At 68.5% G+C, this 22,918-nt stretch carries 21 protein-coding genes; 12 read left to right on the top strand and 9 right to left on the bottom strand.

The features are described 5' to 3' along the window. Positions 1-21 precede the first annotated feature (21 nt). Together EXE63_RS27415 and EXE63_RS27420 are read left to right on the top strand one after the other, a co-directional pair. Positions 22-1,170 (top strand): acyl-CoA dehydrogenase family protein, encoded by a 1,149-nt coding sequence (locus EXE63_RS27415; RefSeq protein WP_168144542.1) that lies wholly within the window; start codon positions 22-24, stop codon positions 1,168-1,170. Beyond that, a complete protein-coding gene (locus tag EXE63_RS27420; protein WP_168144543.1) occupies positions 1,167-2,117 on the top strand; it encodes an LLM class F420-dependent oxidoreductase in 951 nt (316 codons plus the stop codon). Before EXE63_RS27415 ends, EXE63_RS27420 begins: the two co-directional genes overlap by 4 nt. Here EXE63_RS27420 and EXE63_RS27425 read toward each other — a convergent pair. Together EXE63_RS27425 and EXE63_RS27430 are read right to left on the bottom strand one after the other, a co-directional pair. Next, positions 2,086-2,583 carry a DUF427 domain-containing protein gene (locus EXE63_RS27425; protein ID WP_234904292.1) on the bottom strand — a complete coding sequence of 166 codons (498 nt, stop codon included), beginning with the start codon at positions 2,581-2,583 and terminating at the stop codon, positions 2,086-2,088. The genes EXE63_RS27420 and EXE63_RS27425 overlap by 32 nt on opposite strands. Next, on the bottom strand, positions 2,577-3,251 hold the full coding sequence (locus EXE63_RS27430; RefSeq protein WP_168144545.1) for an MBL fold metallo-hydrolase: 675 nt from the start codon (positions 3,249-3,251) through the stop codon (positions 2,577-2,579). The genes EXE63_RS27425 and EXE63_RS27430 overlap by 7 nt, the downstream gene beginning before the upstream one ends. Positions 3,252-3,337: 86 nt before the next feature. Between EXE63_RS27430 and uvrA the strand changes: the two genes are divergently transcribed. Beyond that, a complete protein-coding gene (gene uvrA, locus EXE63_RS27435; protein WP_168144546.1) occupies positions 3,338-6,256 on the top strand; it encodes an excinuclease ABC subunit UvrA in 2,919 nt (972 codons plus the stop codon). Here uvrA and EXE63_RS27440 read toward each other — a convergent pair. The 3 genes from EXE63_RS27440 to EXE63_RS27450 form a co-directional block, all read right to left on the bottom strand. Continuing rightward, positions 6,246-7,037: a TIGR03620 family F420-dependent LLM class oxidoreductase gene (locus EXE63_RS27440; protein ID WP_168144547.1), complete on the bottom strand. Its 792-nt coding sequence runs from the start codon at positions 7,035-7,037 to the stop codon at positions 6,246-6,248. The genes uvrA and EXE63_RS27440 overlap by 11 nt on opposite strands. A gap of 70 nt (positions 7,038-7,107) precedes the next feature. Next, the gene (locus EXE63_RS27445; protein ID WP_168144548.1) at positions 7,108-8,265 is read right to left on the bottom strand and encodes a winged helix DNA-binding domain-containing protein; all 1,158 of its coding nucleotides are present in this window, start codon (positions 8,263-8,265) and stop codon (positions 7,108-7,110) included. Continuing rightward, positions 8,265-8,579: a hypothetical protein gene (locus tag EXE63_RS27450; protein ID WP_168144549.1), complete on the bottom strand. Its 315-nt coding sequence runs from the start codon at positions 8,577-8,579 to the stop codon at positions 8,265-8,267. The genes EXE63_RS27445 and EXE63_RS27450 overlap by 1 nt, the downstream gene beginning before the upstream one ends. Positions 8,580-8,688: 109 nt before the next feature. On the opposite strand from EXE63_RS27450, the gene EXE63_RS27455 reads away from it, so the two are divergent. The 3 genes from EXE63_RS27455 to EXE63_RS27465 all read left to right on the top strand — a co-directional run bounded on the left by EXE63_RS27455 (position 8,689) and on the right by EXE63_RS27465 (position 12,325). Further along, on the top strand, positions 8,689-9,192 hold the full coding sequence (locus EXE63_RS27455; protein WP_168144550.1) for a lipoprotein LpqH: 504 nt from the start codon (positions 8,689-8,691) through the stop codon (positions 9,190-9,192). Between the two features lie 62 nt (positions 9,193-9,254). Next, entirely contained in the window at positions 9,255-10,952 is a 1,698-nt protein-coding gene (locus EXE63_RS27460) for a hypothetical protein (protein WP_168144551.1), read from the top strand. Further along, a complete protein-coding gene (locus EXE63_RS27465; protein WP_168144552.1) occupies positions 10,943-12,325 on the top strand; it encodes a CHAT domain-containing protein in 1,383 nt (460 codons plus the stop codon). The genes EXE63_RS27460 and EXE63_RS27465 overlap by 10 nt, the downstream gene beginning before the upstream one ends. Here EXE63_RS27465 and EXE63_RS32555 read toward each other — a convergent pair. Further along, positions 12,274-12,906 carry a hypothetical protein gene (locus EXE63_RS32555; protein ID WP_210000064.1) on the bottom strand — a complete coding sequence of 211 codons (633 nt, stop codon included), beginning with the start codon at positions 12,904-12,906 and terminating at the stop codon, positions 12,274-12,276. The two genes, EXE63_RS27465 and EXE63_RS32555, sit on opposite strands and share 52 nt — an antisense overlap. Before the next feature lie 99 nt (positions 12,907-13,005). Here EXE63_RS32555 and EXE63_RS27475 point away from each other — a divergent pair, with 99 nt between their 5' ends. Then, positions 13,006-14,334: a hypothetical protein gene (locus EXE63_RS27475; protein WP_168144553.1), complete on the top strand. Its 1,329-nt coding sequence runs from the start codon at positions 13,006-13,008 to the stop codon at positions 14,332-14,334. Then, entirely contained in the window at positions 14,331-15,401 is a 1,071-nt protein-coding gene (locus tag EXE63_RS27480; protein ID WP_168144554.1) for a hypothetical protein, read from the top strand. The genes EXE63_RS27475 and EXE63_RS27480 overlap by 4 nt, the downstream gene beginning before the upstream one ends. Here the strand turns inward: EXE63_RS27480 and EXE63_RS27485 are convergent. The 3 genes from EXE63_RS27485 to EXE63_RS27495 form a co-directional block, all read right to left on the bottom strand. Then, positions 15,395-16,741, bottom strand: a complete 1,347-nt coding sequence (locus tag EXE63_RS27485) for an alpha/beta hydrolase (RefSeq protein WP_210000913.1) — start codon at positions 16,739-16,741, stop codon at positions 15,395-15,397. The genes EXE63_RS27480 and EXE63_RS27485 overlap by 7 nt on opposite strands. A 54-nt stretch (positions 16,742-16,795) precedes the next feature. Then, positions 16,796-20,134, bottom strand: a complete 3,339-nt coding sequence (gene lysX, locus EXE63_RS27490; protein ID WP_168144555.1) for a bifunctional lysylphosphatidylglycerol synthetase/lysine--tRNA ligase LysX — start codon at positions 20,132-20,134, stop codon at positions 16,796-16,798. A gap of 67 nt (positions 20,135-20,201) precedes the next feature. Then, a complete protein-coding gene (locus EXE63_RS27495; protein WP_168144556.1) occupies positions 20,202-20,561 on the bottom strand; it encodes a DUF1844 domain-containing protein in 360 nt (119 codons plus the stop codon). Between the two features lie 207 nt (positions 20,562-20,768). Here EXE63_RS27495 and infC point away from each other — a divergent pair, with 207 nt between their 5' ends. The 4 genes from infC to EXE63_RS27515 all read left to right on the top strand — a co-directional run bounded on the left by infC (position 20,769) and on the right by EXE63_RS27515 (position 22,918). Continuing rightward, a complete protein-coding gene (gene infC, locus EXE63_RS27500; RefSeq protein ID WP_168144557.1) occupies positions 20,769-21,479 on the top strand; it encodes a translation initiation factor IF-3 in 711 nt (236 codons plus the stop codon). Positions 21,480-21,502: 23 nt separating this feature from the next. Next, entirely contained in the window at positions 21,503-21,697 is a 195-nt protein-coding gene (gene rpmI, locus EXE63_RS27505) for a 50S ribosomal protein L35 (protein ID WP_168144558.1), read from the top strand. A gap of 67 nt (positions 21,698-21,764) precedes the next feature. Continuing rightward, positions 21,765-22,154 carry a 50S ribosomal protein L20 gene (rplT, locus tag EXE63_RS27510; protein ID WP_057167998.1) on the top strand — a complete coding sequence of 130 codons (390 nt, stop codon included), beginning with the start codon at positions 21,765-21,767 and terminating at the stop codon, positions 22,152-22,154. Next, entirely contained in the window at positions 22,151-22,918 is a 768-nt protein-coding gene (locus EXE63_RS27515; RefSeq protein ID WP_168145809.1) for a TrmH family RNA methyltransferase, read from the top strand. The genes rplT and EXE63_RS27515 overlap by 4 nt, the downstream gene beginning before the upstream one ends.

Genomic DNA, 22,918 nt, shown 5'->3' on the forward strand with positions numbered 1-22,918 from the left:
CGCAAGTGTCACGGTATCGGGGTGGATTTCTCTCGGGTGGAGCTGTCGGCCGAGGACGAGGCGTTTCAGCAGGAGCTGCGCGGTTTTCTCGCTGGGGTCGTCACCGAAGAGGTGATCCGCCGAGATCGTGAGACCGGCGAGAATTTCGACGAGACAGTGCATTTGGCCCTCGGCGCGGCCGGATATCTGGCCGCCGACTACCGGTCCGAGGCCGACGGCGGATTCAGTGCGGTGCGACGGCGCATCTGGGAACTGGAGATCGGCCGCGCGCACACGCCCTGGTTTCATTGGGGCACAACGGCCATGGTGGCGAAATCGGTGCAGGCCTTCGGCGCTGCGGGGCTCGCCGAACGGATACTGCCCGGTGTGCTCTCCGGTGAACTGCGGCTCTGTCTGGGTTACACCGAGCCCGAGGGCGGCTCGGATGTGGCCACCTGCAAGACGCGTGCGGCACGGGATGGATCCACCTGGGTCATCAACGGTTCCAAGATGTTCACCTCGAATGCCCATAACGCCCAGTACGTCTTCCTGATCACCAATACCGACCCGGTCGCCCCCAAGCATCAGAGCCTCACCATGTTCCTGGTGCCGATGGATTCGCCCGGTGTGCAGATCCAGCCCATCCGCACGGTCGACGGCGATCGCACGAACATCACCTTCTACACCGATGTACGGGTGGATGACGAGTACCGCATCGGGGACGTCAACGGGGGATGGGCGGTGCTGCGGGAGGCGCTCAACGCCGAGCACGGCACCATCGAGCGCGAAGCGGGTGGCCTGCAGAAGATCGCCACCATGACCGAGCACATCCTGCTGACCGCCGACGCCGTCGACGGCGTTGCCCGCACCGTCGCGCCCGATTACCGGTTGGGCCGGGCGGTGGCGCGCCTGGAGGCGGCCATGAGTGCCTCCGATATGTACGGCCGGGTCGCCATCGCGCAGACCATGCGGGACATCGCGCCCGATCTGATGGACCTGCTCGGTTCCGCGGGTGCGTTGCCGGTCGATGCCTCGGGCGCCGCCGACAACGGCGGAGCAGAGCACATCTTCCGGCTGGCCGGGCCGACCGGTATCTACGGCGGAACGCTCGAAGTGTTCCGCAACATGATCGCTGCGCACGCACTCGGCCTACCGCGGCCGAACTACGCTCCGCCGAAAGGAGTTCGATGAAATTCGCCTTCACCTATCCGATGCACAGCCATCCCTACAACCCGGAGTTCGTCACCGGGGCCGGGGTGGCGGCGGTGGCCGCGGCAGCGGAGGCGGCGGGTTTCGACGGGTTCGGATTCACCGATCATCCTGCGCCGACCCAGAAATGGCTGGACGCCGGCGGACACGATGCGCTGGATCCCTTCGTGGCCATGGGTTTCGCTGCGGCCCACACCACCACGCTGCGGCTGATCCCCAACGTGGTGGTACTGCCGTACCGGAATCCCTTCGTCGTCGCCAAGGCCGGCGCGACGCTGGACCTGCTGTCCGGCGGCCGATTCACCCTTGCCGTCGGTGTCGGCTACCTCAAACGTGAATTCGCCGCGCTCGGTGTGAATTTCGACGAGCGCGGCGCGCTGGTCGAAGAGGCGCTGGGAGTCATCCGCGCGGTCTGGACCGGTGATGACATCAGCGTCGAGGGCCGGCATTTCACCGCTGCCGGGATCACCGCGCACCCCCGGCCCACCGCACCGCCGCCGATCTGGATCGGCGGCAACACCGCCGCCGCGCGCCGCCGCGTCGCCACGCATGGTGACGGCTGGTGCCCGTTCCCGGCGGCCGGTGTGCTGGCCCAGACCGCGCGGACCGACCCGATGGATTCGCTGGAGACCTTGAGGGCCGGGATCGACGATCTCCGACGGCGCCTGGACGAAGCCGGCCGGGACCCGGCAACCGTCGACGTCACCTTCAGCAATGCCGTCGGTGGTGTGCCCGGCACCGATGACTTCGACGCCGCCGCCTATCTGGGCGGCGTGCAGCAGCTCGCCGATCTGGGTGTGACCTGGATTCAGGTCCAGGTGCCCGGCGAGAGCCTGGCGCGGGCGACCGACGTCATCGCGCAGTTCGGGGAGCAGGTCATCGCGAAGCTGGCGAAGCTCACCAGCCCATCGAGCCGGGTATGCCCTTGAACGGGCCGGTCACCCAGCTGGTGATCCAGCCGCCGTAGAACCCGCCGGGTTGGGCAATGACGTCCTCGCCGTTGACCGTGGCGCGGTCCACCGCGGCGGCCATCACCGCGATGGCGCCGGTCAGGGCTGCGAACCCGGCGGTCGGTGCCGGATACGTCCACGCCGCCCGCGGCGCCACGGTGTCCCCGGCGACCAGGTCGAAGTAGGCGGCCCGGCCTTTCCATTCACACCATGACGACCCGGTGGCCTCGCGCAGCACACCGGGGGCGAAGGCCGCGCGGGGCAGGTAGTACGTCGGAGGGTGGCTGGTTTCCAGTACCCGCCAGCCGTGATCCGTCGACGCGATCCGCTCGCCACCCAGATCGATGGTGATCGAGCCACGGAACTCCTCGAGCCGCGGCGGGCGCGGGTAGTCCCAGACCGATTCCTGGCCGGGACCGGGTTTGTCCGGGGCGGGCCTCACCATCCGCGTTGTTTCCATTCGGCCAGGTGCGGCCGTTCGGCGCCCAGGGTGGTGTCATCACCGTGGCCGGGGTAGACCACGGTGGAATCCGGGTATACGTCGAACACCTTGCTCGACACGTCGTCGAGCAACCGGTCGAAGTCGCCGTCCTTCCAGGTTTTGCCGATCCCCCCCGGGAACAGGCAGTCCCCGGTGAACAGGTGGGTGACCTCGCCGTCGGCGCCCCTCAGGGCGAGAGCGACCGAACCCTCGGTGTGTCCTTGGAGGTGAATCACGTCGAAGGTGAGTTCGCCGACGGTGACGGTGTCGCCGTCGGCGAGGATGCGGTCCGGGGTCACCGGCAACGGCTCGGCGTCCAGGGCGTGTGCCGCGGTCGGGGCGCCGGTGGCCGCGGTGACGGCCTCGAGGGCCTGCCAATGGTCGTAATGCTGGTGGCTGGTCACGATGAGCGCGATGTCGGGGGCGTGTTCGGTGATCAGCTCGATGAGGGAATCGGCGTCGTTGGCGGCGTCGATGAGCAGGGTTTTGCCGGTCGCGGAACACGAGACGAGGTAGGCGTTGTTGTCCATCGGGCCGACCGAAGCCTTGACGATGGTCGCCGCGGGCAGGGTGCGCCGTGCCGCGGTACCGGGGTCGACATGGCCGGTGTAATTCTCGACGAGGGCTGTCATTCGTCCCACGCTATCCGGCTCGACTCGGGCTTGTCGGTGGGTGCACATAGCATTGGCCGTGAATTCTGTCTTGGGAGGAAACCCCGTTGTCTGACCGTCTGATCGTCAAGGGTGCGCGTGAGCACAACCTGCGTGGAGTCGACCTTGATCTGCCGCGTGACGCCCTGATCGTGTTCACCGGCCTGTCCGGTTCCGGGAAGTCCTCACTGGCCTTCGACACGATCTTCGCCGAGGGGCAGCGCCGCTACGTCGAATCGCTGTCGGCATATGCGCGCCAGTTCCTGGGGCAGATGGACAAACCCGACGTCGACTTCATCGAGGGCCTGTCCCCGGCGGTATCCATCGACCAGAAGTCCACCAACCGCAACCCGCGCTCCACCGTCGGCACCATCACCGAGGTCTACGACTACCTGCGTCTGCTCTATGCACGCGCCGGCACCCCGCACTGTCCGGTCTGCGGGGAGCGCATCGCCCGGCAGACCCCGCAGCAGATCGTCGACCAGGTGCTCGCCATGGAGGAGGGCGCCAAGTTCCAGGTGCTGGCCCCGGTGGTGCGCACCCGCAAGGGTGAGTTCGTCGACCTTTTCGACAAGCTCAACTCCCAGGGCTACAGCCGGGTGCGCGTCGACGGCGTCGTCTACCCGCTGACCGACCCGCCGAAGCTCAAGAAGCAGGAAAAACACGATATCGAGGTGGTCGTCGACCGCCTGTCCGTCAAGGCCAGCAGCAAGCAGCGGCTCACCGACTCGGTGGAGACGGCGCTGGGGCTGGCCGACGGCATTCTCGTGCTCGAATTCGTCGACCGGGAGGAGGGGCATCCGCACCGCGAACAGCGCTTCTCGGAGAAGCTGGCCTGCCCCAACGGGCACCCGCTCGCCGTCGACGATCTCGAACCGCGCTCGTTCTCCTTCAACTCGCCCTACGGTGCCTGCCCCGAATGCACCGGCCTGGGGATCAAGAAGGAGGTGGACCCCGACCTGGTGGTGCCCGACCCGGAGATGACGCTCGCCGAGGGCGCCGTCGCTCCCTGGTCGATGGGCCACACCGCCGAATACTTCACCCGGATGATGTCGGGCCTCGGCGACGAGCTCGGCTTCGATGTGGACACCCCGTGGAAGAAGCTGCCCGCCAAGGCGCGCAAGGCCATCCTGGAGGGCTCCGACCACCAGGTACACGTGCGCTACAAGAACCGCTACGGACGCACGCGCTCGTACTACGCCGACTTCGAGGGTGTGCTGGCATTCCTGCAGCGCCGCATGGAGCAGACCGACTCCGAGCAGATGAAGGAGCGCTACGAGGGCTTCATGCGGGACATCCCGTGCCCGGAATGTTCGGGGACCCGGCTCAAGCCGGAGATTCTCGCGGTCACTTTGGCGGCCGGCACACACGGCGCCAAGTCGATCGCCGAGGTCGCCGAGCTGTCGATCGCCGACTGCGCCGAATTCCTCAACGCCCTCACCCTGGGCACCCGTGAGCAGGCCATCGCCGGCCAGGTGCTCAAGGAGATCCAATCCCGGCTCGGCTTCCTGCTCGATGTGGGGCTGGAGTACCTGTCCTTGTCGCGGGCGGCGGCGACGCTGTCCGGCGGTGAGGCACAACGGATCCGGCTGGCCACCCAGATCGGCTCCGGCCTGGTCGGCGTGCTCTATGTGCTCGACGAACCGTCGATCGGTCTGCACCAGCGCGACAACCGCAAGCTGATCGAGACGCTGGTGCGACTGCGCAATCTGGGCAACACGCTCATCGTGGTCGAGCACGACCTGGACACCATCGCGCACGCCGACTGGGTGGTCGACATCGGCCCGTACGCCGGTGAACACGGCGGGCGCATCGTGCACAGCGGAACCTACAAAGATCTGCTGAAGAACCCGGAATCCCTCACCGGCGCTTATCTTTCCGGCAAGGAGAGCATCGAGGTGCCCGCCATCCGCCGCCCGGTGGACCGCAAGCGCCAACTCACCGTTGTCGGCGCGCGGGAGCACAACCTCAAAGAGGTCGACGTGACCTTCCCGCTCGGGGTGCTCACCTCGGTGACCGGAGTGTCCGGTTCGGGCAAGTCGACGTTGGTCAACGACATCCTGGCGACCGTGCTGGCCAACAAGCTCAACGGCGCCCGGCAGGTGCCCGGGCGGCACACCCGGATCAACGGCATCGACCAGCTCGACAAGCTGGTGCGTGTCGACCAGTCGCCGATCGGGCGGACCCCGCGGTCCAACCCGGCCACCTACACCGGGGTGTTCGACAAGATCCGCACCCTGTTCGCCGCCACCACCGAGGCGAAGGTGCGCGGTTACCAGCCGGGCCGGTTCTCGTTCAACGTCAAGGGCGGTCGCTGCGAGGCCTGTTCGGGTGACGGCACGCTGAAGATCGAGATGAACTTCCTGCCCGACGTCTACGTGCCGTGCGAGGTTTGTCACGGTGCCCGGTACAACCGCGAGACGCTCGAAGTGCACTACAAGGGCAAGACCATCTCCGAGGTGCTGGACATGCCGATCGAGGAGGCCACCGAGTTCTTCGAGCCGATCTCCTCGATTCACCGTTACCTCAAGACGCTGGTGGACGTCGGGCTCGGTTATGTGCGGCTGGGACAGCCCGCGCCGACGCTGTCCGGTGGCGAAGCCCAGCGGGTCAAGCTGGCCGCCGAGTTGCAGAAGCGGTCCACCGGTCGCACGATCTACATTCTCGACGAACCGACCACCGGCCTGCATTTCGAGGACATCCGCAAACTGCTCAAGGTCATCAACGGCCTTGTCGACAAGGGCAATACGGTGATCGTCATCGAGCACAACCTCGATGTCATCAAGACTTCGGACTGGATCGTGGACATGGGCCCGGAGGGCGGTGCGGGCGGTGGCACGGTCGTATCGGCCGGCACCCCCGAGGATGTGGCGGCGACCCCGGAGAGCTATACCGGGCAGTTCCTCGTCGACATGCTCGAGGGGGCGGCCGAACCGGTCGAGGTCCCGGCGCCCAAGACCCGCCGGCGGCGCAAGGTCAGTGCCTGAGCGCTGAGGCCAACAACCGGGCGGCGTCCACGCCGGCCGGCTGGGTCCCGTCGGACAACACGCTGAGGTAGACGTGGTCGGCGCCGGCAGCGAGCTGTTGCCGGGCGCGGGCCGCGATGTCGGCGGCGTTGCCCCAGGCGACCATGCTGTCCACCAGGGCGTCGCTGAGCGTCGCGATATCGTGGTCGGTGAAGCCTTGGCGGCGTGCAGAATCCGTGTAGCTGCGCATGTCCATCAGGAACCGCAGCGGCGTGCGGGCCGTCGCCCTGGCCTTGTGGGGATCGGTGTCGAGTACCGCGTACTGGCCGACGATCAGCTGCGCGTCGTCGCCGAGCCGCTGCCTCGCCGTCGCGGTGTAGTCCGGGGTGACCATTCCCGGCATGGCGCCGGCGAAGCGGTTCCGGGCGATATCCAGTGTGCGTGGCCCGAATGCCGCCAGCAGACGCCGATCTCGGGGTATCGGGTCGAGGTCGTCCACGTACGCGGACAGGGCCGCCAACGGCTTCTGGTGCGATGAGCCCAGACCGATCATCAACCGACCCGGTGCCGCTGCCTCGGCATTGCGGTACAGCTCGATCACCTCGTCGGTGCCGAACACGTCCGGCGGGATGATCGCGGGCGCGATCACCGCTTGCCCGGTGGCTGCCAGCAGATCGGTCAGAACGTCCAGCCGGTCGATCTGGCCGCCGTTGACCCACAGCGTGCCGAACCCGAGGTCCTCGATCTCGTGAGCGTGAGGTGAGGCCGGGTCGACGGTGAATCCATAGTGGCCGAGGTTCATGCCGCCACGGTAGGACCCCAACGGTGGTTGAGGTCAAGGCGAGTGAGGCGCGCGCATGCGGCCGCGTAGCTCACCTCTTCGACAACGGGGACGGGAACCGTGGTTTGATCACCGCTCCGCCGAGCCATTCGGTCAGCTCATCGGCCTTGCGCTGCAGCGCTTTCTGAGTCCCACGGTTGACATCGGCGATGACCTGCAGCTCGACCCGGCCATCGCCGGACTGCCGCCATCCTCCGACCACACGGCCATCCGCCCACGCCGTCGGCCCCGCGTTTCCGCGGGTGTCGAACACCGCGCCGCGCAGACCCTCCAGGTACCAGTCCCGATCGACCCAGCCCATGGTCGTGACATCGAGACCCGGCAGCAACGCACACCACGGCTCGGTATCCGGTTCGGGTTCCAGGTCATCGGGCAGGGCCACCGCCGGTGTCCCGTGCATCTCCACCTCGACGGCGCCGATATCGGCCAGGGCGCGCCGGGTCCAGGTCAGGGTGTGGCCGAACCACCACTTGATATCGGCGACGGTGGCCGGGCCGAACGCCCGCAGCCAGGTGCGCACCAACTCCGCGCTCGCGGCGTCGGGCTCGGCGGAATCTGACGTGTCGAGCCAGGAGGCCGCCGACACCCACAGCGGACGCGACGATGTCCAGCCGCCCTGATTCGGGCCGCGGACGACCTCGCCGCGGACGGCGAGCACGGTGATGACCCGAGGCGACAGGGGAGTGGCTCCACCCCAAGGCTTTCCGGGTGCCTGATCGTAGGTCCCCGCCAACTCCGGTAGCGCCACGCGCAACTGGGTCGCGCTGGTCGGGCCGTTGGCCTCCAGATAGGCCAGCACCGCCGCGCACGCCGTGCGCAACCACTCGGCGCCGTCGGTGGCCACCCCGGCCTTCTCGACGTCGGCAATGAGCTTGCGGCTCTCGCTGTCGGCCACCCGATCACTGGATGCCGCCTGCACCGTCGCTATCGCCTCGGCGCGCACCACCCACAACGTGCGCCGCATCGCGAGATGCTTGACCAGCGTCCGCTGGTGATAGAGCGTGGCGTCCAGGTCGGCACGGTCGAAATCCGGAATCCTGGCCCACAGCGACAGATACGGGGTAGCCGGATCGGTGGCATGCAGGCCCACCAGTGCCGATGTCACCGCCGATGCGTCGGGGCCGTGCTCGCCGAGAAAGTGCCGCCGGGCCAGCCGGGCGCGCCTTTCGGCAAGGGTGAACGAGCGCACTAGTCCCGGTTCATCGATTCGCGGATCTGCTTCAGCCGCTCGGCGGCTGCCTCCTGCCGCTGCTCGTACTGCTCGGCCACCGAACGGCCCTCGGGTGTGTCCTCGGCGAGCTCCGCCGACCCGATGGCGGTGCCGAAACGGGTCTCGATCTTCTCGCGCACCGAGTCGAAGGTCGGCACCCCGGCGGTGGTGTAGCCGGTATCTACCGGAATCGGGGTGAGCTCCACCGGAGCCTGCCCGGCGGGTACATCGTCGGCCGGAACTACCTCGGCGTCGATCGGCTCACCCGCAGAAGGCTGCTGGTCATCGGGCATGACGACACCGTACCCGCTGCAGAAGTTGGGATCGGTAGCGATTCGTCACGGATGTACTTGCCCTACGACGGCGCCACAGGGGCGGCGGGCAAAGGAAAAGGACATACACATGACGAAGAATCGCGTTCTGGCCGCCGGGATCGGGATGCTCGCCACCGCGGCGGTACTGGTGGGTTGCTCGGACGACAAGGGCAGCGAGCCCGCCGCGTCGGGCGCCGGCAACACCAGCGGCAGCACCGCTGCGGTCGCCAGCGGCGGCAGCACCCAGGTCAAGGTGGAGGGCCAGGACCTGGCCGGCCTCGACCTCAACTCGGTGACCTGTGTCAAGGCCGGGGGCAAGATCAACGTGGCCAGCGCCGCCGTCGGCGGCCAACAGGGCCTCGGCGTCGTGATGACCGACGATGCCGCTCCCAAGGTCGAGTCGGTCGGACTGGTGGTCGACGGAAATGCCCTCGCGGTGGCCTCGATGGCCGGGGCGAGCTCCGGAAAGGCCGACGTCACCGTCGACGGCAGCACGTACACCATCACCGGTGAGGCTGTCGGCGCCGACATGGCGAACCCGATGGCCGGGATGATCACCAAGAAGTTCGAGATCAAGGTCGACTGCAGCTGACCACAACCGGGCGGCGGGCGCGGAAACGCGTCCGCCGCCCTCGGCCGTCCTATGATGACGCGGTGTCGATCGCGGGTGACCTGGATCGAGCCCGGCGGCTCGCCTGGGCCGCCGACGAATCCGGTGCCAAGGACCTGCTGCTGTCGCTGCTGCCTGCCATCGAGGCAGCCGACCGCGACGACCTCGCACTGGAGGTATTCGCCCAGCTCGGCGAGATCTACCTGGTACGCACCGCCTACGACGGTGTCGGCGAGTGCATCCGGCGCATCCGGGACTGCATCGCGGCGTATGCGGCCCTGCCGGAGTGCAGCCTCGACACCCGCCACATGATGCAGCGCTACACACGCCGTGCCGACTTCCTGCAGGCCGGCCTGCACGCCGCACGCGGCGAGCACGAGGAGGCCGCGGCATCGGTGTCGGCGCTGCTGGGCGCCGACGGCCCGCCGGATCTGGCCGATGAGCACCGGTACCTGGTGGGTTTTGCCAGGCTGCTCTGCGCGATCGCGCTCTCCGATGACGATCTGCACCACCTGGCGGTCCCGTTGTGGGAGCAGGTACTCGACGTCGTCGACGTTTCGGCGGCGGACGGCAGCCACGAGGACCGCCTGCTGGTGCTCGCCGGGATCGGGTACGGCGGATTCTGCGTACAGACCGGCAGGCTCGACGAAGCCGGACCCTGGCTGCAGCGCGCCGGCGCCCGCGCACAGGCGCACGGCTGGGAGCTCGACACTGCGCGAACACAACTGGAACGTGCGATCGCCTGCTGGTCCGTCGGCGACCACAACGGCGTGGACCGCCTCATCGATCAGGCCTACCCGGTCATCGCCAGATACGCTCGCGCCCATGACGTGTCCCGGTGCTGGTTCTACCGCGGCTTCACCAAACTGGCCTCGGCGGCCCTGGAGGAGGCCGATCAGTGCTGGGAACATGCCGAACGGCATTGGCGCGAACTCGGCAAACCGCTCTACCTCCACCGCATTCTGTTGCAGCGCAGCTGGATACCCATTTTCTTCGGTCGCTTCGATCAGGCGACCGAACTGATCGCGCAGGCCCGCAGCCTGCTCGACGAATGGCCGCGCAGTAGCTGGTTGCAGTACGCCCGGCTCGACGATCAGCTGGGCACGGTGTGGCGGGCCGACGCGCTGGGAGATCTGGGATTCGACGGCTCCGGTGATCCGGAGGACACCTGGGATGAGGTCGAGGCCAAACACGAAGCCTCACTGGGCATCACCAATGCCGCGACCGGCAGCCCCGGCTTCGCCCGCGCCATGGCCAAGCTCGAGCAGGCCGCGGAACTCAAGGTGCCTGCGGCGCTCGCGGTGGATTCGGTGCGCTACACGATCATCGATGCCCATGCCCGCGCGCAGTGGGCGACCAGGGTGTCCGCACCCATGCTGGCCGGCGCCTTTGCGGTCTCCTGGGAATGGGAGAACACCGCGCTCACCGCCGAACTGATCGAATATCACAGCGCCCGAGGTAGTTTCAGCACCGACACCGGCGGCGATGCCGAAGCGCCGATCTGGGCGGGAGCCCAGGCGGTGCTCGTCGACGCGGAGTCGGAACTGCCCGACCTCGAGCTCGCCGATGTCGCCGCCGGGTCGGTCAGCGGAGGGCCGTCGTTGACCAGGCTCGGCCCGCTGCCGCCGCTGCAGATGGATCCCGGTGCCGATCCGATCCTGGGGCGTTACCGCGCCCTGGCCAAGCAGCGCTACGGCCGCACCATCACCACCGACGCCCCGGCCTGGCCCACATGGTCGTGATCGACCGGACGACCCTGATACTGCGCTTCGCCGATGTCGGTATCGCCACCTACGCCAGCCTGCGTGTCGTCGGGCAGCCCGAGCGCACCGTCACCTGGGTGGTCGAGGAGACCATTCTGCTTGCGGCACTGGAGGAGATCGCCACAGCGCTTCCGGATCCCAGGGGCGCCGAGGCGGCGGTCGACGCACTGCAGCGCGCCCTGACTGGTGGCGCATTCACCACCGCCGGCGCCGAGCTGACGCTGGCGTACCGCCTGGGCGTGCTGCTGATCTCGGCTGCCGGCTGGGATCTGGTTTCCGAGTGCGTGAACGACCCGCGCGCGGTGCTGTTCGTCGCGCCGAGCGCGCGCCTGGGCCGGGTGCCGTGGGGGTTGCTCGCGCTGCCCGCGGTGCGGCCCGAGGTGACCGCGATGCTGGCGGCGCGCCAGGAGGCCATCACCCCCGATGGCCCGATGCCGGCCACCATCCCGTGGCCGGCCGGAGAGATCGGTGTTCTCACCGAAGGCTTCCGGCTGCTGGAGTTCGCCGATGTGCTGATGGCGGTACCGGCCAATATCGCGCACTCGCGGCGCGTCAACACGCCACGCCCGGAGGCAGATCCGCTGCTGATCCTCGACCCTCGGGTGCCCGGCCAGCGGCCGGATTCCGCACTGGGGTCGGTGCTGGGCAGGCCGGTCCCGGATGCCGTGCTGGCGCGGCATTACGCGGACCTGATGGACCGGCGAACGGTCTTGCCGAGGGTCGGCACCGTGCTCGAGCTGTTCCGGCGCACCGACACCGACCGGCACTGGCTGGCCGACGTGCTGTCCCAACGGCCGGGACGCCTGGTCTATGTCGGACACGCCAGCACCGGCGACGGCGCCGAACGGGCGGCGCTGCATCTGGCGTGCCGCGCCTCGGTCGAGGGGTACAGCGATCCGATCGGTGACCATCGACCGCTCACCGCGGCCGACCTCATGTCGGCAGGGCTGCCCCTTCCGACCCGTGTTGCGTTGCTGGCCTGTGCATCCGGTGGCGACTACCGCTTCGACGAGGCCACCGGGATCGTCGCGGCGATGGTGCTCGGCGGAGCGGAACTGGTGACCGCCACGCTGTGGTCCCTACCGACCAGCGCAGGGTACCGGCGGTTCGTGTCCGGCGCGCCGGCCGACCCGATGGGTGAGCTCATCGCCGCGGTCGACACCGCGCATCAGGCGGGCACCGATTTCGAGGCGGCCTGCGCGGTGAACCGCTGGCAACGCGCACAACTGCGGCGCTGGCGGGACGGCGACGCCGCCGCGGCACCGGTGTATTGGGCGGCGCTGGTGAGCTTCGTGATCCCTCAGGCGGGCGGCACCGCCACCGCGACGGCGGATTCGTCCCCACGCCGGTAGTAGGCGTCGATGACGCTGCCCGGGCAGACCCGATCCAGCGAGGTCGCCGGGATGAGCGTCGTCTCGTGGGCCGGGAACTGCCCGCCTTCGGGCCTGCGGACCATCAGATCGACCACCACCTCGCGGTAATCCTCCCGTTCGACGCCGGTGGTGCGCACGGCCGTCACCACGCCGCTGGACCTGGTGCCGTGCCGGATGAGATCCAGCTGCGCATCGGTGACCAGGCCTTTGTCCACCAGCATCCGGTCGAAGGCCGCGCGGATGGCGACCATGTCGTCGGCCAGTGACAGCTGTTCACGGGAGTCGGGGTCAAAGGCCACCAGTAGCACCGCACCGGGCCGGATCTCGGCGACCACCGGGTCATCCGGGGCGCCGCGCAGGCGACCGGTGAATTTCTGCCCCGACACGCTCACCACCTCGACGGTGATCCTGTCGGAGACCTCGCTGACGGTGCCGATACCGACGGCCGGTGCGCCCGTGGGCCTGGGAGCGGCGCGGCCGCGGGGGAACACGGCGTCGACGGTGACCATCAGGATGGTGACGACGACAAAGGCCAGCAGGATCCACAGTGATTCAGGCATGGAGCAAAGGGTCGCCCCGCGCCGCGGCTACCGAACCCAACTTTCTGCCATCCGCGGCGAGCGGCGCGACCGGGAAGCTCCGGTGCCTATCCTGATCGGGTGAGTACCGTTCCGGAGGTCGCCGCGCGGGAGGCGGGCGCTCCGCCCGCGCAGCCGCGCCGCGCGGTGATCGACCGCGCCTGGCGGGCGCTGGGCCCGGGTGTCCAGGTGCTCAGCGGCGATGACGGCGGACCGCTGAGCCGGACCGTCAAACGCATCCTGGATCCGCTGGTGCTGCGATTGCGCTCCAATCCGCAGTATTCGACGCCGGTGGTGTCCGGCGAGGTGGCCGCAGAGATGCACCAGCTGGTCGTGGCGCAGCGCGATCAGCTGTGTGCCACCGCATCCTGGTTTGCCGTGCTCAAGCGGCAGCGCCGCAAACTTCGGCTCACCACGGGTAACGCCCAGGAACTCTACTTCCCGGTGTGCTTCGAGCTGGCGGTCACCAAAGGTGAACCGGTGCATGGTGATTGGGATACCGCGGAAGCGGTCCTGCGCGAGATCCACGAGGACCGGGACCGCACCGCCATCGAGGTGCTTAACCGCCACGTCGCCGACGCCAGGGTGGTCGACGCATTGACGCGGCAACTGCGGGCCAGTTGGTCCGATGTGGCGCCGACCGCGGCCATCACCGACCCGTTCCTGGCCGGCCTGAACACCGTGCTGGGTGACGCTGCCGGCCACACCGAGTCCGTGGCCCGCCAACGGGTCTGGACCGCGCTGGTGGCCGATGCGACGCCCTACAACCTGGGTGCCCGGGCCCGCGGCCCGGCGCCGGATCTGCCGTGGTCGTTCATCGACCTCGGCCTCACCACGGTGGTGCCGCAGCAGCCGCCGCCCGTGCACGGCGGTGCCGATTCCGACCGTCCGCTCAACCGCAGCGTCGTGGACCGGGTGCGTGCCACGTTGCGCCGCGCCCTGGACCGCGACGAGCTCCCCGATGTACCGCTGCTGTGCGCGGAGGAAGTGGACCGGGCCTGCGCACCATGGGGGCTGCTCGCCGAGGACATCCAGGCCACGATGGTGGCCGGGGTGGAGATCGCCGTCGAACTGGCACCGCTGAACGAGGCCGCCACCCCGCGCTACCGGCTGGCCGCCCAGATCCAGGCCAGGCTCCGTAAGGAGGCCTATGTGCTGCACGCGCGGCGATACCTCGCCGACGGAGGCGCGCTGCATCCGCGCCAGCAGCAGGTGACCGACGAGCTCGCGGCGTTCTCCCGGCCCTACCTGAGCCGGCTGTGGGCCCGGCTGCACGGTCGTGACGTCTGGCAGGAGTCCTGTGCGGATGTCGATGATGTGCGGGCTCTCCTGGAAGGGGTCGCCCGGTCGGTGAGCCTGGATCACCGGCAGCGGATCAAGGCCATGCTGGAACTGGAGGCGGTCCGATGAAACTGATCGCCGAATCCGGCCTGTGGACCGTCGGCGCGCAGGTAGCGTCCCCGCCCGCGGTGGCGGTCGTTGAGGTCGCCGGAGCGGTGCTGGCGTGGACGGTCGACGATCCGGGCGCGGCTGCGCAGCTCACTTTCACCGATGTGGCTGCCGCCGACTGGTTGTGGCGGGTCACCGGTGAGCGGGGGCATGTGGCGGTGATCGAGGCGCTGCGAGACCGCGCTGCCGATCCGCAGGCCAGTGTCGATATCCCGGATCTCGAACTCTCCCGGCAGGTGCTGGCGCCGCTGCGCCGGCTCGCGCTGGGGCACTGGTTGCGGCGGTGGTGGCCGGCCAGTGTCCGCGACGGTATCGCCGATCTCGACATCGCGGTGCTGGATGCCGAACTGGCGGTGCTGACGGGGGCGGCGCAGGAGTTCTTCGGCGAGGACACCCTGGACTCCGATATCGAGGCGCTGCTGCGGCCGCACCGCGACGCACTGTTCGCGCACCTGCGGGACGGCGACCCTCGGGTGGCTACCCTGGTCGAGTCCTGCCTGGAACTACTGGATTGCTCGGAATCGACAGAGCACGAAGAGCTTTCGCCCGACCGCCGCCGAGATGACTATGCGCTGGCAGCCGGTGGGCAGATCTCGCACACCGACGCCATCGGTGCCGGCACCGCGTCGATCAGTTGGAGCGCTGTGCCGCCGGGGGTTTTCGATGCCGCCGAGGACACCGTCGACTGGTCGGTGCGTGGGGACGGTGCCGGGGGAGCCGTGGCCGAGGTGCGTGCCCTGCTCAGCGCCTCCGCCGCCGGGGTGCCGGTGCAGCTGCGCAGCGGCGACGTCACCGCCACCGGTGCGCTCGATGACCGCGGCATCGCGACGCTCACCCTGCCGATCTCGGAATCGGCGGCGTGGAACCATGATTGGACATTTACCACGGTCACCGTCGGGCGGGTGGCATCGGCCGGGGAGGACCGGGCGACCCGGGACCGGCTGCGGGCCTTCGTGCGGTCCCGGTTGGCGGTACCTGCTGCAGACGCGTTCCTGGCGGAGATCCTTGCCGCCGAATCCGATTACTGACTCGGTCGCCGGTCGGCCACCTGCACCGCCGACGGCGCCTTGGCCGGCTGCTGCAATGCGGCCCTCGGCACGTCCGGCGTGCCGATCTGGCCGGCCAGCCACGGGAGTGCCTCGGCGAAAGCACTTGCCGCGAAAGGCCAGTCGTGCTGGCCGGGCCGGCTGACCACCGCACAGTCGATACCGTGGGATGTGCCCAGCGCGCACAGCGACTGGGCGGCCGCGGCGGTCTGCGGTGGCGGTGACACACCCGCCCCGTTCACCGAGAACCAGCCCGACACCCCGGTATACGGACCGTGCCGGGTGATGACGGTGGTCGGATCGAATGCGGCGTAGGCGGCGGCGTCACCGCCGAACAGACGCTCGATTGTCTGCGCCTTCGTCCCCGAGTTCGGGCTCAGGTCACCGGCGATGTCCACGAACGCCGAGAACCGGTCGGGGTGCATCACGGTCAGGTCGACCGCGCAGGTACCGCCCATCGACCAGCCGACGACACCCCAGTTGGCCGGATCCGGGCTGACCCCGAACTTCGAGACCATCGCCGGCACGACATCTTTGACGAGGTGATCGGCGACCTTGCCGCGGCGGCCGTTCACGCACTCGGTGTCGTTGTTGAACGTGCCGCCCACATCGGCGAACACCAGCACCGGCGCGTTGCCGCCGTGCGTTGCGGCGAAGGCATCGGCAGTCTGCACGGCGTTGCCCGCGCGCGCCCAGTCCGCGGGGGTGTTCATCTCGCCGCCGATCATCATCACGGTCGGCAGCCGGGGCGGCGGATCCGAGGCGAACCAGGCCGGCGGCAGATAGACCAACTCACCGCGGTGCGTGAAACCCGAGCCGGCGTCCCCGGTGTCCACCGGCACCAGAGAACCGTTGCGCGGCACCGCGTGCCGGACCTGGAATGCGGCGACGGTCGCCATATCGGTCTGATCGGGCAGCGGTCCCGCGGTCAGCTGGCCCCAGGCCGTCTGCATGGTGGGGAAGTACCCGGTCCACAGATTCAGGGCCAGCGCCGCGCACAGAGCGCACAGCGGGACGGCCGCGACGGCGGCGGTGCGTCGCCACCAGCGCGCTCCGGGCCCACCGGATACCAATGCCGCGGCAGCGAATCCGGTCAGTCCGATCCAGACCCACAGTGCGTACGGTGCGGGTTCGCCGGCCAGCCCCTGGCTGGTCACATACCAGTGCGCGGCCACGGCCAGCGCTGTCCCGAAGGCTGCGGCGGCGACCAGTCGGCGTCGCAACCGCAGCGCAACCAACAGCACCAGACCGGTGATGACCTGAGCGGTCACCGGCACCCAACCGTGCATCAAGGAACCGTGGTGCTGCAAGAGCCCGGACATCAGCGTCACGAGATCATCGTGACGCTGCTTCCTGGAAAGCAGCTGTGGGAAGAGTCAGCGCGGTTTGGCCAACGGGAACGGCAGGGTCTCGCGGATGCTGCGCCCGGTGATCAGCATGACCACCCGGTCGACCCCGACGCCGAGGCCGCCCGTCGGGGGCATGGCGTATTCGAGGGCCTGCAGGAAGTCCTCGTCGAGTTCCATCGCCTCCGGGTCACCGCCGGCGGCCAGCAGGGACTGCTCCTGCAGACGCTTGCGCTGCTCCACCGGATCGGTAAGCTCGCTGTAGGCCGTTCCCAGTTCGACACCCCAGGCCACCAGGTCCCAGCGCTCGGCGACACCGTCGATGCTGCGGTGCGGACGGGTCAGCGGCGATACCGTGGTGGGGAAGTCCTTGTAGAACGTCGGGCGTTCGGTCTGCCCTTCGACGAGCCGCTCGTAGAGTTCGAGGACCACCGCACCGGCGTCCCAGTGCATCAGGTAGGGCACCCCGGCTCCGTCGCAGAGGCTGCGCAACCGGTCCAGGCCGGTCTCCGGGCCGATCTGTTCACCGAGTGCGTCGGACACCGCGCCGTGCACCGTCTTCACCGGCCAGTCTCCGGAAATGTCGACCGCCACCAGACCGCCGTCGGGCCCGGGGCGCATCACCACCTGGGCGCCATTGGCAGCTTCGGCGGCATTTTGGATGAGCTCGCGGCAGCCGTGCATCCACACGTTGTAATCGGCGTGTGCCTGATACGCCTCCAGCAGCGTGAACTCCGGGTTATGGCTGAAATCCACACCCTCGTTGCGGAACGCGCGGCCCAGTTCGAAGACCCGTTCCACGCCGCCCACGCAGAGCCGCTTCAGATACAGTTCCGGCGCGATGCGCAGGTACAGGTCCAGATCGTAGGCATTGATATGGGTGGTGAAGGGGCGCGCATTGGCGCCGCCGTGGATCTGCTGCAGGATGGGCGTCTCGACTTCGAGGAATCCCTTGCCCACCAGCGTTTCCCGGATGGCGTGCAGGATCTTGCTGCGCGCGGTGATCAGGTCGCGGGCCTCGGTGTTTATGGCGAGGTCGACGTAGCGGGAGCGGACGCGGGCCTCCGGGTCGGTGAGGCCCTTCCATTTGTCGGGCAGCGGCCGTAGGCATTTGCCGATCAGCCGCCATCGGGTGACCAGCAGTGACGGGGTGCCGTTGCGGCTGAGCCCCATGGTGCCGGTCACCTCGATCAGGTCACCGAGGTCGATCGAGCCGGTGAAGTCGGCGTTGGTGCCCTGGGTGAGACGCGAGTTGTCCAGCAGCAGTTGTACGTCACCGGACCAGTCGCGCAACGCGGCGAACAGCACCCCGCCGTAGTCCCGCAACCGCAGGATCCGGCCCGCCACGGTGACGGTGACATCGGCAGCGGTGGTGGCCAGGGCCTGCTCGACGGTGTGGCTGGGCGCCTCGCCGACCGGGTAGGCGTCGACGCCGTTGTCCTGCAACGTTTTCAGCTTGGCCATTCGGACCCGCACCTGCTCGGGCAGCCGGTTGCGGTCGTCATCGGGCAGATCATGTTGCAGGGCAAGGGTGTCCGGGGCGCTGCCGTCGCGGTGCAGCAACCCGCTGTCCACCAGGTTCTTCGGCGCCGCGACGTGTTCGCCGGTGTGCTCCTTGCGGCGCGAGAACGGCAGCACCAGGAATCCCTCGGCGATCACCGAGGCCACCCCGACGCGGGGCACCTCACGGGCGTCCTCGTAGCAGGCGAACCGCGGAACCCACTCCGGCTGGTACTTCATGTTGGAGCGGTACAGGGTCTCCAGCTGCCACCACCGGGAGAAGAACACCAGCAGTGCACGCCACAGCCGGGCGACCGGGCCGGCGCCCAGTTGTGCGCCCTGCTCGAACGCCGACCGGAACATCGCGAAGTTCAGCGAGATCCGGGTGATGCCGAGATCCTCGGCCTGCAGACAGATTTCGCTGACCATCAGCTCGATGGTGCCGTTGGGGGACTGCGGTGACCGGCGCATGACGTCCAGCGACACTCCGTTGGTGCCCCACGGGACCAGGGAGAGCATCGCCACGACGTCGCCGTCGTTGTCATTTTCCCCAGTGCCGCCGGCCGCCACGGCCTCCACCAGCATGCAGTCACCGTCGGCGGGATCACCCAGGCGGCCCAGCGCCATCGAGAAACCACGCTCGGTCTCGGTGTCTCGCCAGGCATCGGCGCGGCCGACCACCATGGCCATGTCATCGGAGGTCAGTTCGCGGTGCCTGCGGATGCGGACGGTCAGACCTGCGCGGCGGGCCCGGGTGACGGCCTGGCGCACCGGCTTCATGTCCGGGCCGGACAACTTGAAGCGGTCGGGGTGCAGGATGGCCTCATCGCCGAGTTCGATCGCGTTGAGACCGGCATCGCGAAACGCCTGTGCGGCGGTGGCACTGGCACCCATCACGCCGGGGGCCCAGCCGTAGGATTTGCACAGCTTGAGCCAGGCGTCGATGGCGGCAGGCCAGGAGCGCGGGTCGCCGACCGGGTCCCCGCTGGCCAGGCAGACGCCCACCTCGACGCGGTAGGTGACGGCGGCGCGCCCGTTGGGAGCGAACACCACCGACTTGTCGCGGCGGGTGGCGAAGTAGCCGAGCGAATCGTTCTTGCCGAACAGTTCCAGCAGCCCGCGGATGGCGGATTCGTCCTGGCCGGTCAGCGCGTTGGTGGCGCGTTGGGACCGGAACAGCACGATGGCCGCGACCACCAGTGCCATCGCGCCGAACAGGCCGAGCAGTGCGTTGACCAGGACGCCGGGATGCTGACCGTCGAAGACCGCGGAGTCGACGCCGGCGAACGCCACCACCCGGTTGAAGGCGTAGCCGAGCCGGTAGTCGCGTTGCAGCGTGCCGGGAAACAGTTCCAGCAGACCCCACCCGACCCCGATTGCCAGCGCCATCCCGGCGAGCAGGGTGCCGACGGCCTTGAACAGGGCGCCGCGGCGCACCTTGGCCCAGAACTCGTGCCGGGCCAGCACCAGGAACGCGATGGAGGCCAGGTGGAAGACCAGGCCGATGATCTCGCCGAACTCCTCGAGCACCGATTCGTCACCGGCGATCAGGTCGGCGATGTTCACGGCCGCCGCGGCGACCATGTAGAACACCAGAATCCACCAGGCGATGCTCTTGCGGGCGGCCAGCGCGGCGGCCAGCAGCGCGAGCACCGTGGCCCAGGCGAAGCTGGTGTCGGGGAAGTTGAAGATGTAGTCGTTGACGAACTCGCGGGGCACCCGGATCGCGGACCGGACGAACGGGGAGATGCTCGCCACCAACGACAGCGTGGCGATGACCCCGACGATCCAGCCCGCGGCGGTCGGAACCCACGAGAATCCTGACGGTCGCCGGGTCGTCGACGAATGCGGGACTGTGGTGGCCGTCATAGGGCGCGAGAATATGCCCTAAGCGGCCGAAATGGGTGCTTCTACAGCGCCTGGGTGTCGGCCCGGATCACCAGACCGGACCGGTGAACTTCTCACCGGGGCCCTGGCCGGGTTCCTCGGGTGCCGCGCTGGCCTCCCGGAACGCCAGCTGCAGGCTCTTCAGTCCGTCGCGCAACGGCCCGGCGTGCAGCCCGAGGTATTCGGCGGACGCGGTGACCAGGCCGGCGAGCGCGGTGATGAGACGGCGGGCCTCGTCGAGATCGCGGTGCGGACTGTCATCGGGATCCGCGGACCCCAGGCCGATCTTCTCCGCGGCCGCACTCATCAGCATCACGGCCGAGCGGGTGATCACCTCGACGGCCGGAATCTCGGCGAGCTCCCTAACCTGCGGGTCTGCGCCGGGAGGAGTTTTCTGATCATCGGTCATGCCTGTTAGACTTGCACGATCGACCGTCCCGGCGAACGCCAGGGACAGTAAGTGGAGTCCCGCTCCCACCGCTGACCATACCGGTCCAGCGGTCCGATCACAGGCATCCGCGGATGTCCTGTTCTGCGCATGCGCAGACGGCGAAAGCCGTGATCGGTCGGCATCGGGCCCTGCTGTATGCAGGGCCTTTCTGCTCTCCGGAGCGGAATGCTGGTGGTGTGGTCCCTCCCTGCTGGCCCGGCGCTCCATGCGGTCGTGGCACGAGCAGACAACGTAGGAGGCCCCATCAGCACTGAGACCCGCATCAACGAGCGCATCCGCGTACCTGAAGTCCGCTTGATCGGACCGAACGGTGAGCAGGTAGGCATTGTCCGCATCGAAGATGCTCTCCGCGTCGCCGTCGACGCCGATCTCGACCTTGTCGAAGTAGCCCCAGACGCCAAACCACCGGTGTGCAAGATCATGGACTACGGCAAGTTCAAGTACGAGACGGCACTCAAGGAGCGCGAGTCTCGCAAGAACCAGCAGCAGACCGTCGTCAAGGAACAGAAGCTTCGGCCGAAGATCGACGACCACGACTATCAGACGAAGAAGGGCCATGTGGTCCGCTTCCTCGAAGCCGGGTCGAAGGTCAAGGTCACCATCATGTTCCGCGGTCGCGAGCAGTCCCGGCCCGAACTGGGCTACCGACTGCTGCAGCGTCTCGGCGCGGACGTGGCTGACTACGGCTTCGTCGAGACCTCCGCCAAGCAGGACGGCCGCAACATGACGATGGTGCTGGCACCGCACCGTGGCGCGAAGACCCGCGCCAAGGCGGCGCACGACGCCGACGCCCCGACGCCGCGCTCCGGCGGCGAGGCGGCGGCACCGGCTGCACCGGCCGAACCGAGTCAGCCCACCGAGCCCACGCAGAACTGATCCACCACAAGAACTGAGGACACATGCCCAAGGCAAAGACCCACAGCGGCGCTTCCAAGCGCTTCCGCGTCACCGGAAGCGGCAAGGTCGTCCGGCAGAAGGCCGGCAAGCGCCACCTTCTCGAGCACAAGGCGAGCAAGCGCACCCGTCGCCTGGACGGCCGCGTCACCGTTGCCGCCAACGACACCGCCCGCGTCAAGAAGATGCTGAACGGCTAACTCGGTCGAGCGGCCGAAAAGCCGCTTCCTCCCTCCAGACTTTCCCCGCAAGAATAGGAACACCCTCATGGCACGCGTGAAGCGCGCAGTCAACGCTCAAAAGAAGCGGCGCACAGTACTCAAGGCTTCCAAGGGCTACCGCGGCCAACGGTCGCGCCTCTACCGCAAGGCCAAAGAGCAGCAGCTGCACTCCTTGACCTACGCATACCGGGACCGCAAGGCCCGCAAGGGCGATTTCCGCAAGCTGTGGATCTCCCGGATCAACGCTGCGGCCCGCGCCAACGGCGTCACCTACAACCGCCTGATCCAGGGTCTCAAGCTGGCCGGCGTCGAGGTGGACCGTAAGAACCTGTCGGAGATCGCGATCAGCGATCCGGCCGCGTTCACCGCTCTGGTCGAGGTTGCCAAGGCAGCCCTGCCCGAGGATGTCAACGCACCGTCGGGCGAAGCCGCCTGACCCTCCTCAGCGAGAAGTCCAATCGGGTAGCTGCGGCGATCAAGCTGCAGCGTCCCGCCGGACGTCGCCACGCCGCACGCTTCCTCGCCGAAGGTCCCAACCTGGTCGAGGCAGCGCTGCGGCGTGGTCTCGTCCATGAGGTCTTTGTCACCGAGGACGCGCACGTGCGGTTCGCGGATCTGCTCTCCGGCGCCTCGGTGCACGAGGTGACCGACCGCGCCGCAAAAGCACTGTCGGACACCGTGACCCCGGTCGGGTTGATCGCCGTGTGCGAGATCCCCGATGTCGTCCTGTCCGAGGTGCTCGAGTCGCCACGGCTGGTGGCCGTCGCCGTCGAGACCTCCGATCCCGGCAACGCCGGCACGTTGATCCGGCTCGCCGACGCCATGGGTGCCGATGCGCTCATCCTCTCCGGCGACAGTGTCGACCCCTACAACGCGAAATGCCTGCGGGCCTCGGCGGGCAGCATCTTCGCCCTGCCTGTGGTCCAGGTCCCGGATACGCCCGAACTCATTGCCGCACTGCGGAGTGCGGGTCTGCAGGTGCTGGCCACCACCCTGGACGGCGAGACTCCGCTGCAGTCGGTCGATCTGAGCCTGCCCACGGCCTGGCTACTGGGGTCGGAGGCGCACGGCCTGGCGCCCGCTATCGCCGCGGCCGCCGACGCGCAGGTGACCATCCCCATGCGCGGCAGTGCCGAGAGCCTCAATGTGGCTGCGGCGGCGGCCATCTGCCTCTATGAGAGCGCGCAAGCGCTGTCCTGA

Source organism: Mycolicibacterium frederiksbergense (genome assembly GCF_012223425.1).
Classification (GTDB): Bacteria; Actinomycetota; Actinomycetes; order Mycobacteriales; family Mycobacteriaceae; genus Mycobacterium; species Mycobacterium frederiksbergense.

Excerpts from the sequence above, each read along its gene's own strand:
- EXE63_RS32555 (WP_210000064.1), bottom strand. The coding sequence starts at position 12,906 with ATGCCTGAATCACTGTGGATCCTGCTGGCCTTTGTCGTCGTCACCATC.
- rpmI (WP_168144558.1), top strand. The coding sequence starts at position 21,503 with ATGCCCAAGGCAAAGACCCACAGCGGCGCTTCCAAGCGCTTCCGCGTC.
- lysX (WP_168144555.1), bottom strand. The coding sequence starts at position 20,134 with ATGACGGCCACCACAGTCCCGCATTCGTCGACGACCCGGCGACCGTCA.
- EXE63_RS27430 (WP_168144545.1), bottom strand. The coding sequence starts at position 3,251 with ATGACAGCCCTCGTCGAGAATTACACCGGCCATGTCGACCCCGGTACC.
- EXE63_RS27465 (WP_168144552.1), top strand. The coding sequence starts at position 10,943 with ATGGTCGTGATCGACCGGACGACCCTGATACTGCGCTTCGCCGATGTC.
- EXE63_RS27495 (WP_168144556.1), bottom strand. The coding sequence starts at position 20,561 with ATGACCGATGATCAGAAAACTCCTCCCGGCGCAGACCCGCAGGTTAGG.
- EXE63_RS27440 (WP_168144547.1), bottom strand. The coding sequence starts at position 7,037 with ATGAACCTCGGCCACTATGGATTCACCGTCGACCCGGCCTCACCTCAC.
- EXE63_RS27485 (WP_210000913.1), bottom strand. The coding sequence starts at position 16,741 with ATGTCCGGGCTCTTGCAGCACCACGGTTCCTTGATGCACGGTTGGGTG.
- rplT (WP_057167998.1), top strand. The coding sequence starts at position 21,765 with ATGGCACGCGTGAAGCGCGCAGTCAACGCTCAAAAGAAGCGGCGCACA.
- EXE63_RS27480 (WP_168144554.1), top strand. The coding sequence starts at position 14,331 with ATGAAACTGATCGCCGAATCCGGCCTGTGGACCGTCGGCGCGCAGGTA.
- EXE63_RS27450 (WP_168144549.1), bottom strand. The coding sequence starts at position 8,579 with ATGCCCGATGACCAGCAGCCTTCTGCGGGTGAGCCGATCGACGCCGAG.
- EXE63_RS27425 (WP_234904292.1), bottom strand. The coding sequence starts at position 2,583 with ATGGTGAGGCCCGCCCCGGACAAACCCGGTCCCGGCCAGGAATCGGTC.
- infC (WP_168144557.1), top strand. The coding sequence starts at position 20,769 with ATGCTGGTGGTGTGGTCCCTCCCTGCTGGCCCGGCGCTCCATGCGGTC.
- EXE63_RS27420 (WP_168144543.1), top strand. The coding sequence starts at position 1,167 with ATGAAATTCGCCTTCACCTATCCGATGCACAGCCATCCCTACAACCCG.
- EXE63_RS27455 (WP_168144550.1), top strand. The coding sequence starts at position 8,689 with ATGACGAAGAATCGCGTTCTGGCCGCCGGGATCGGGATGCTCGCCACC.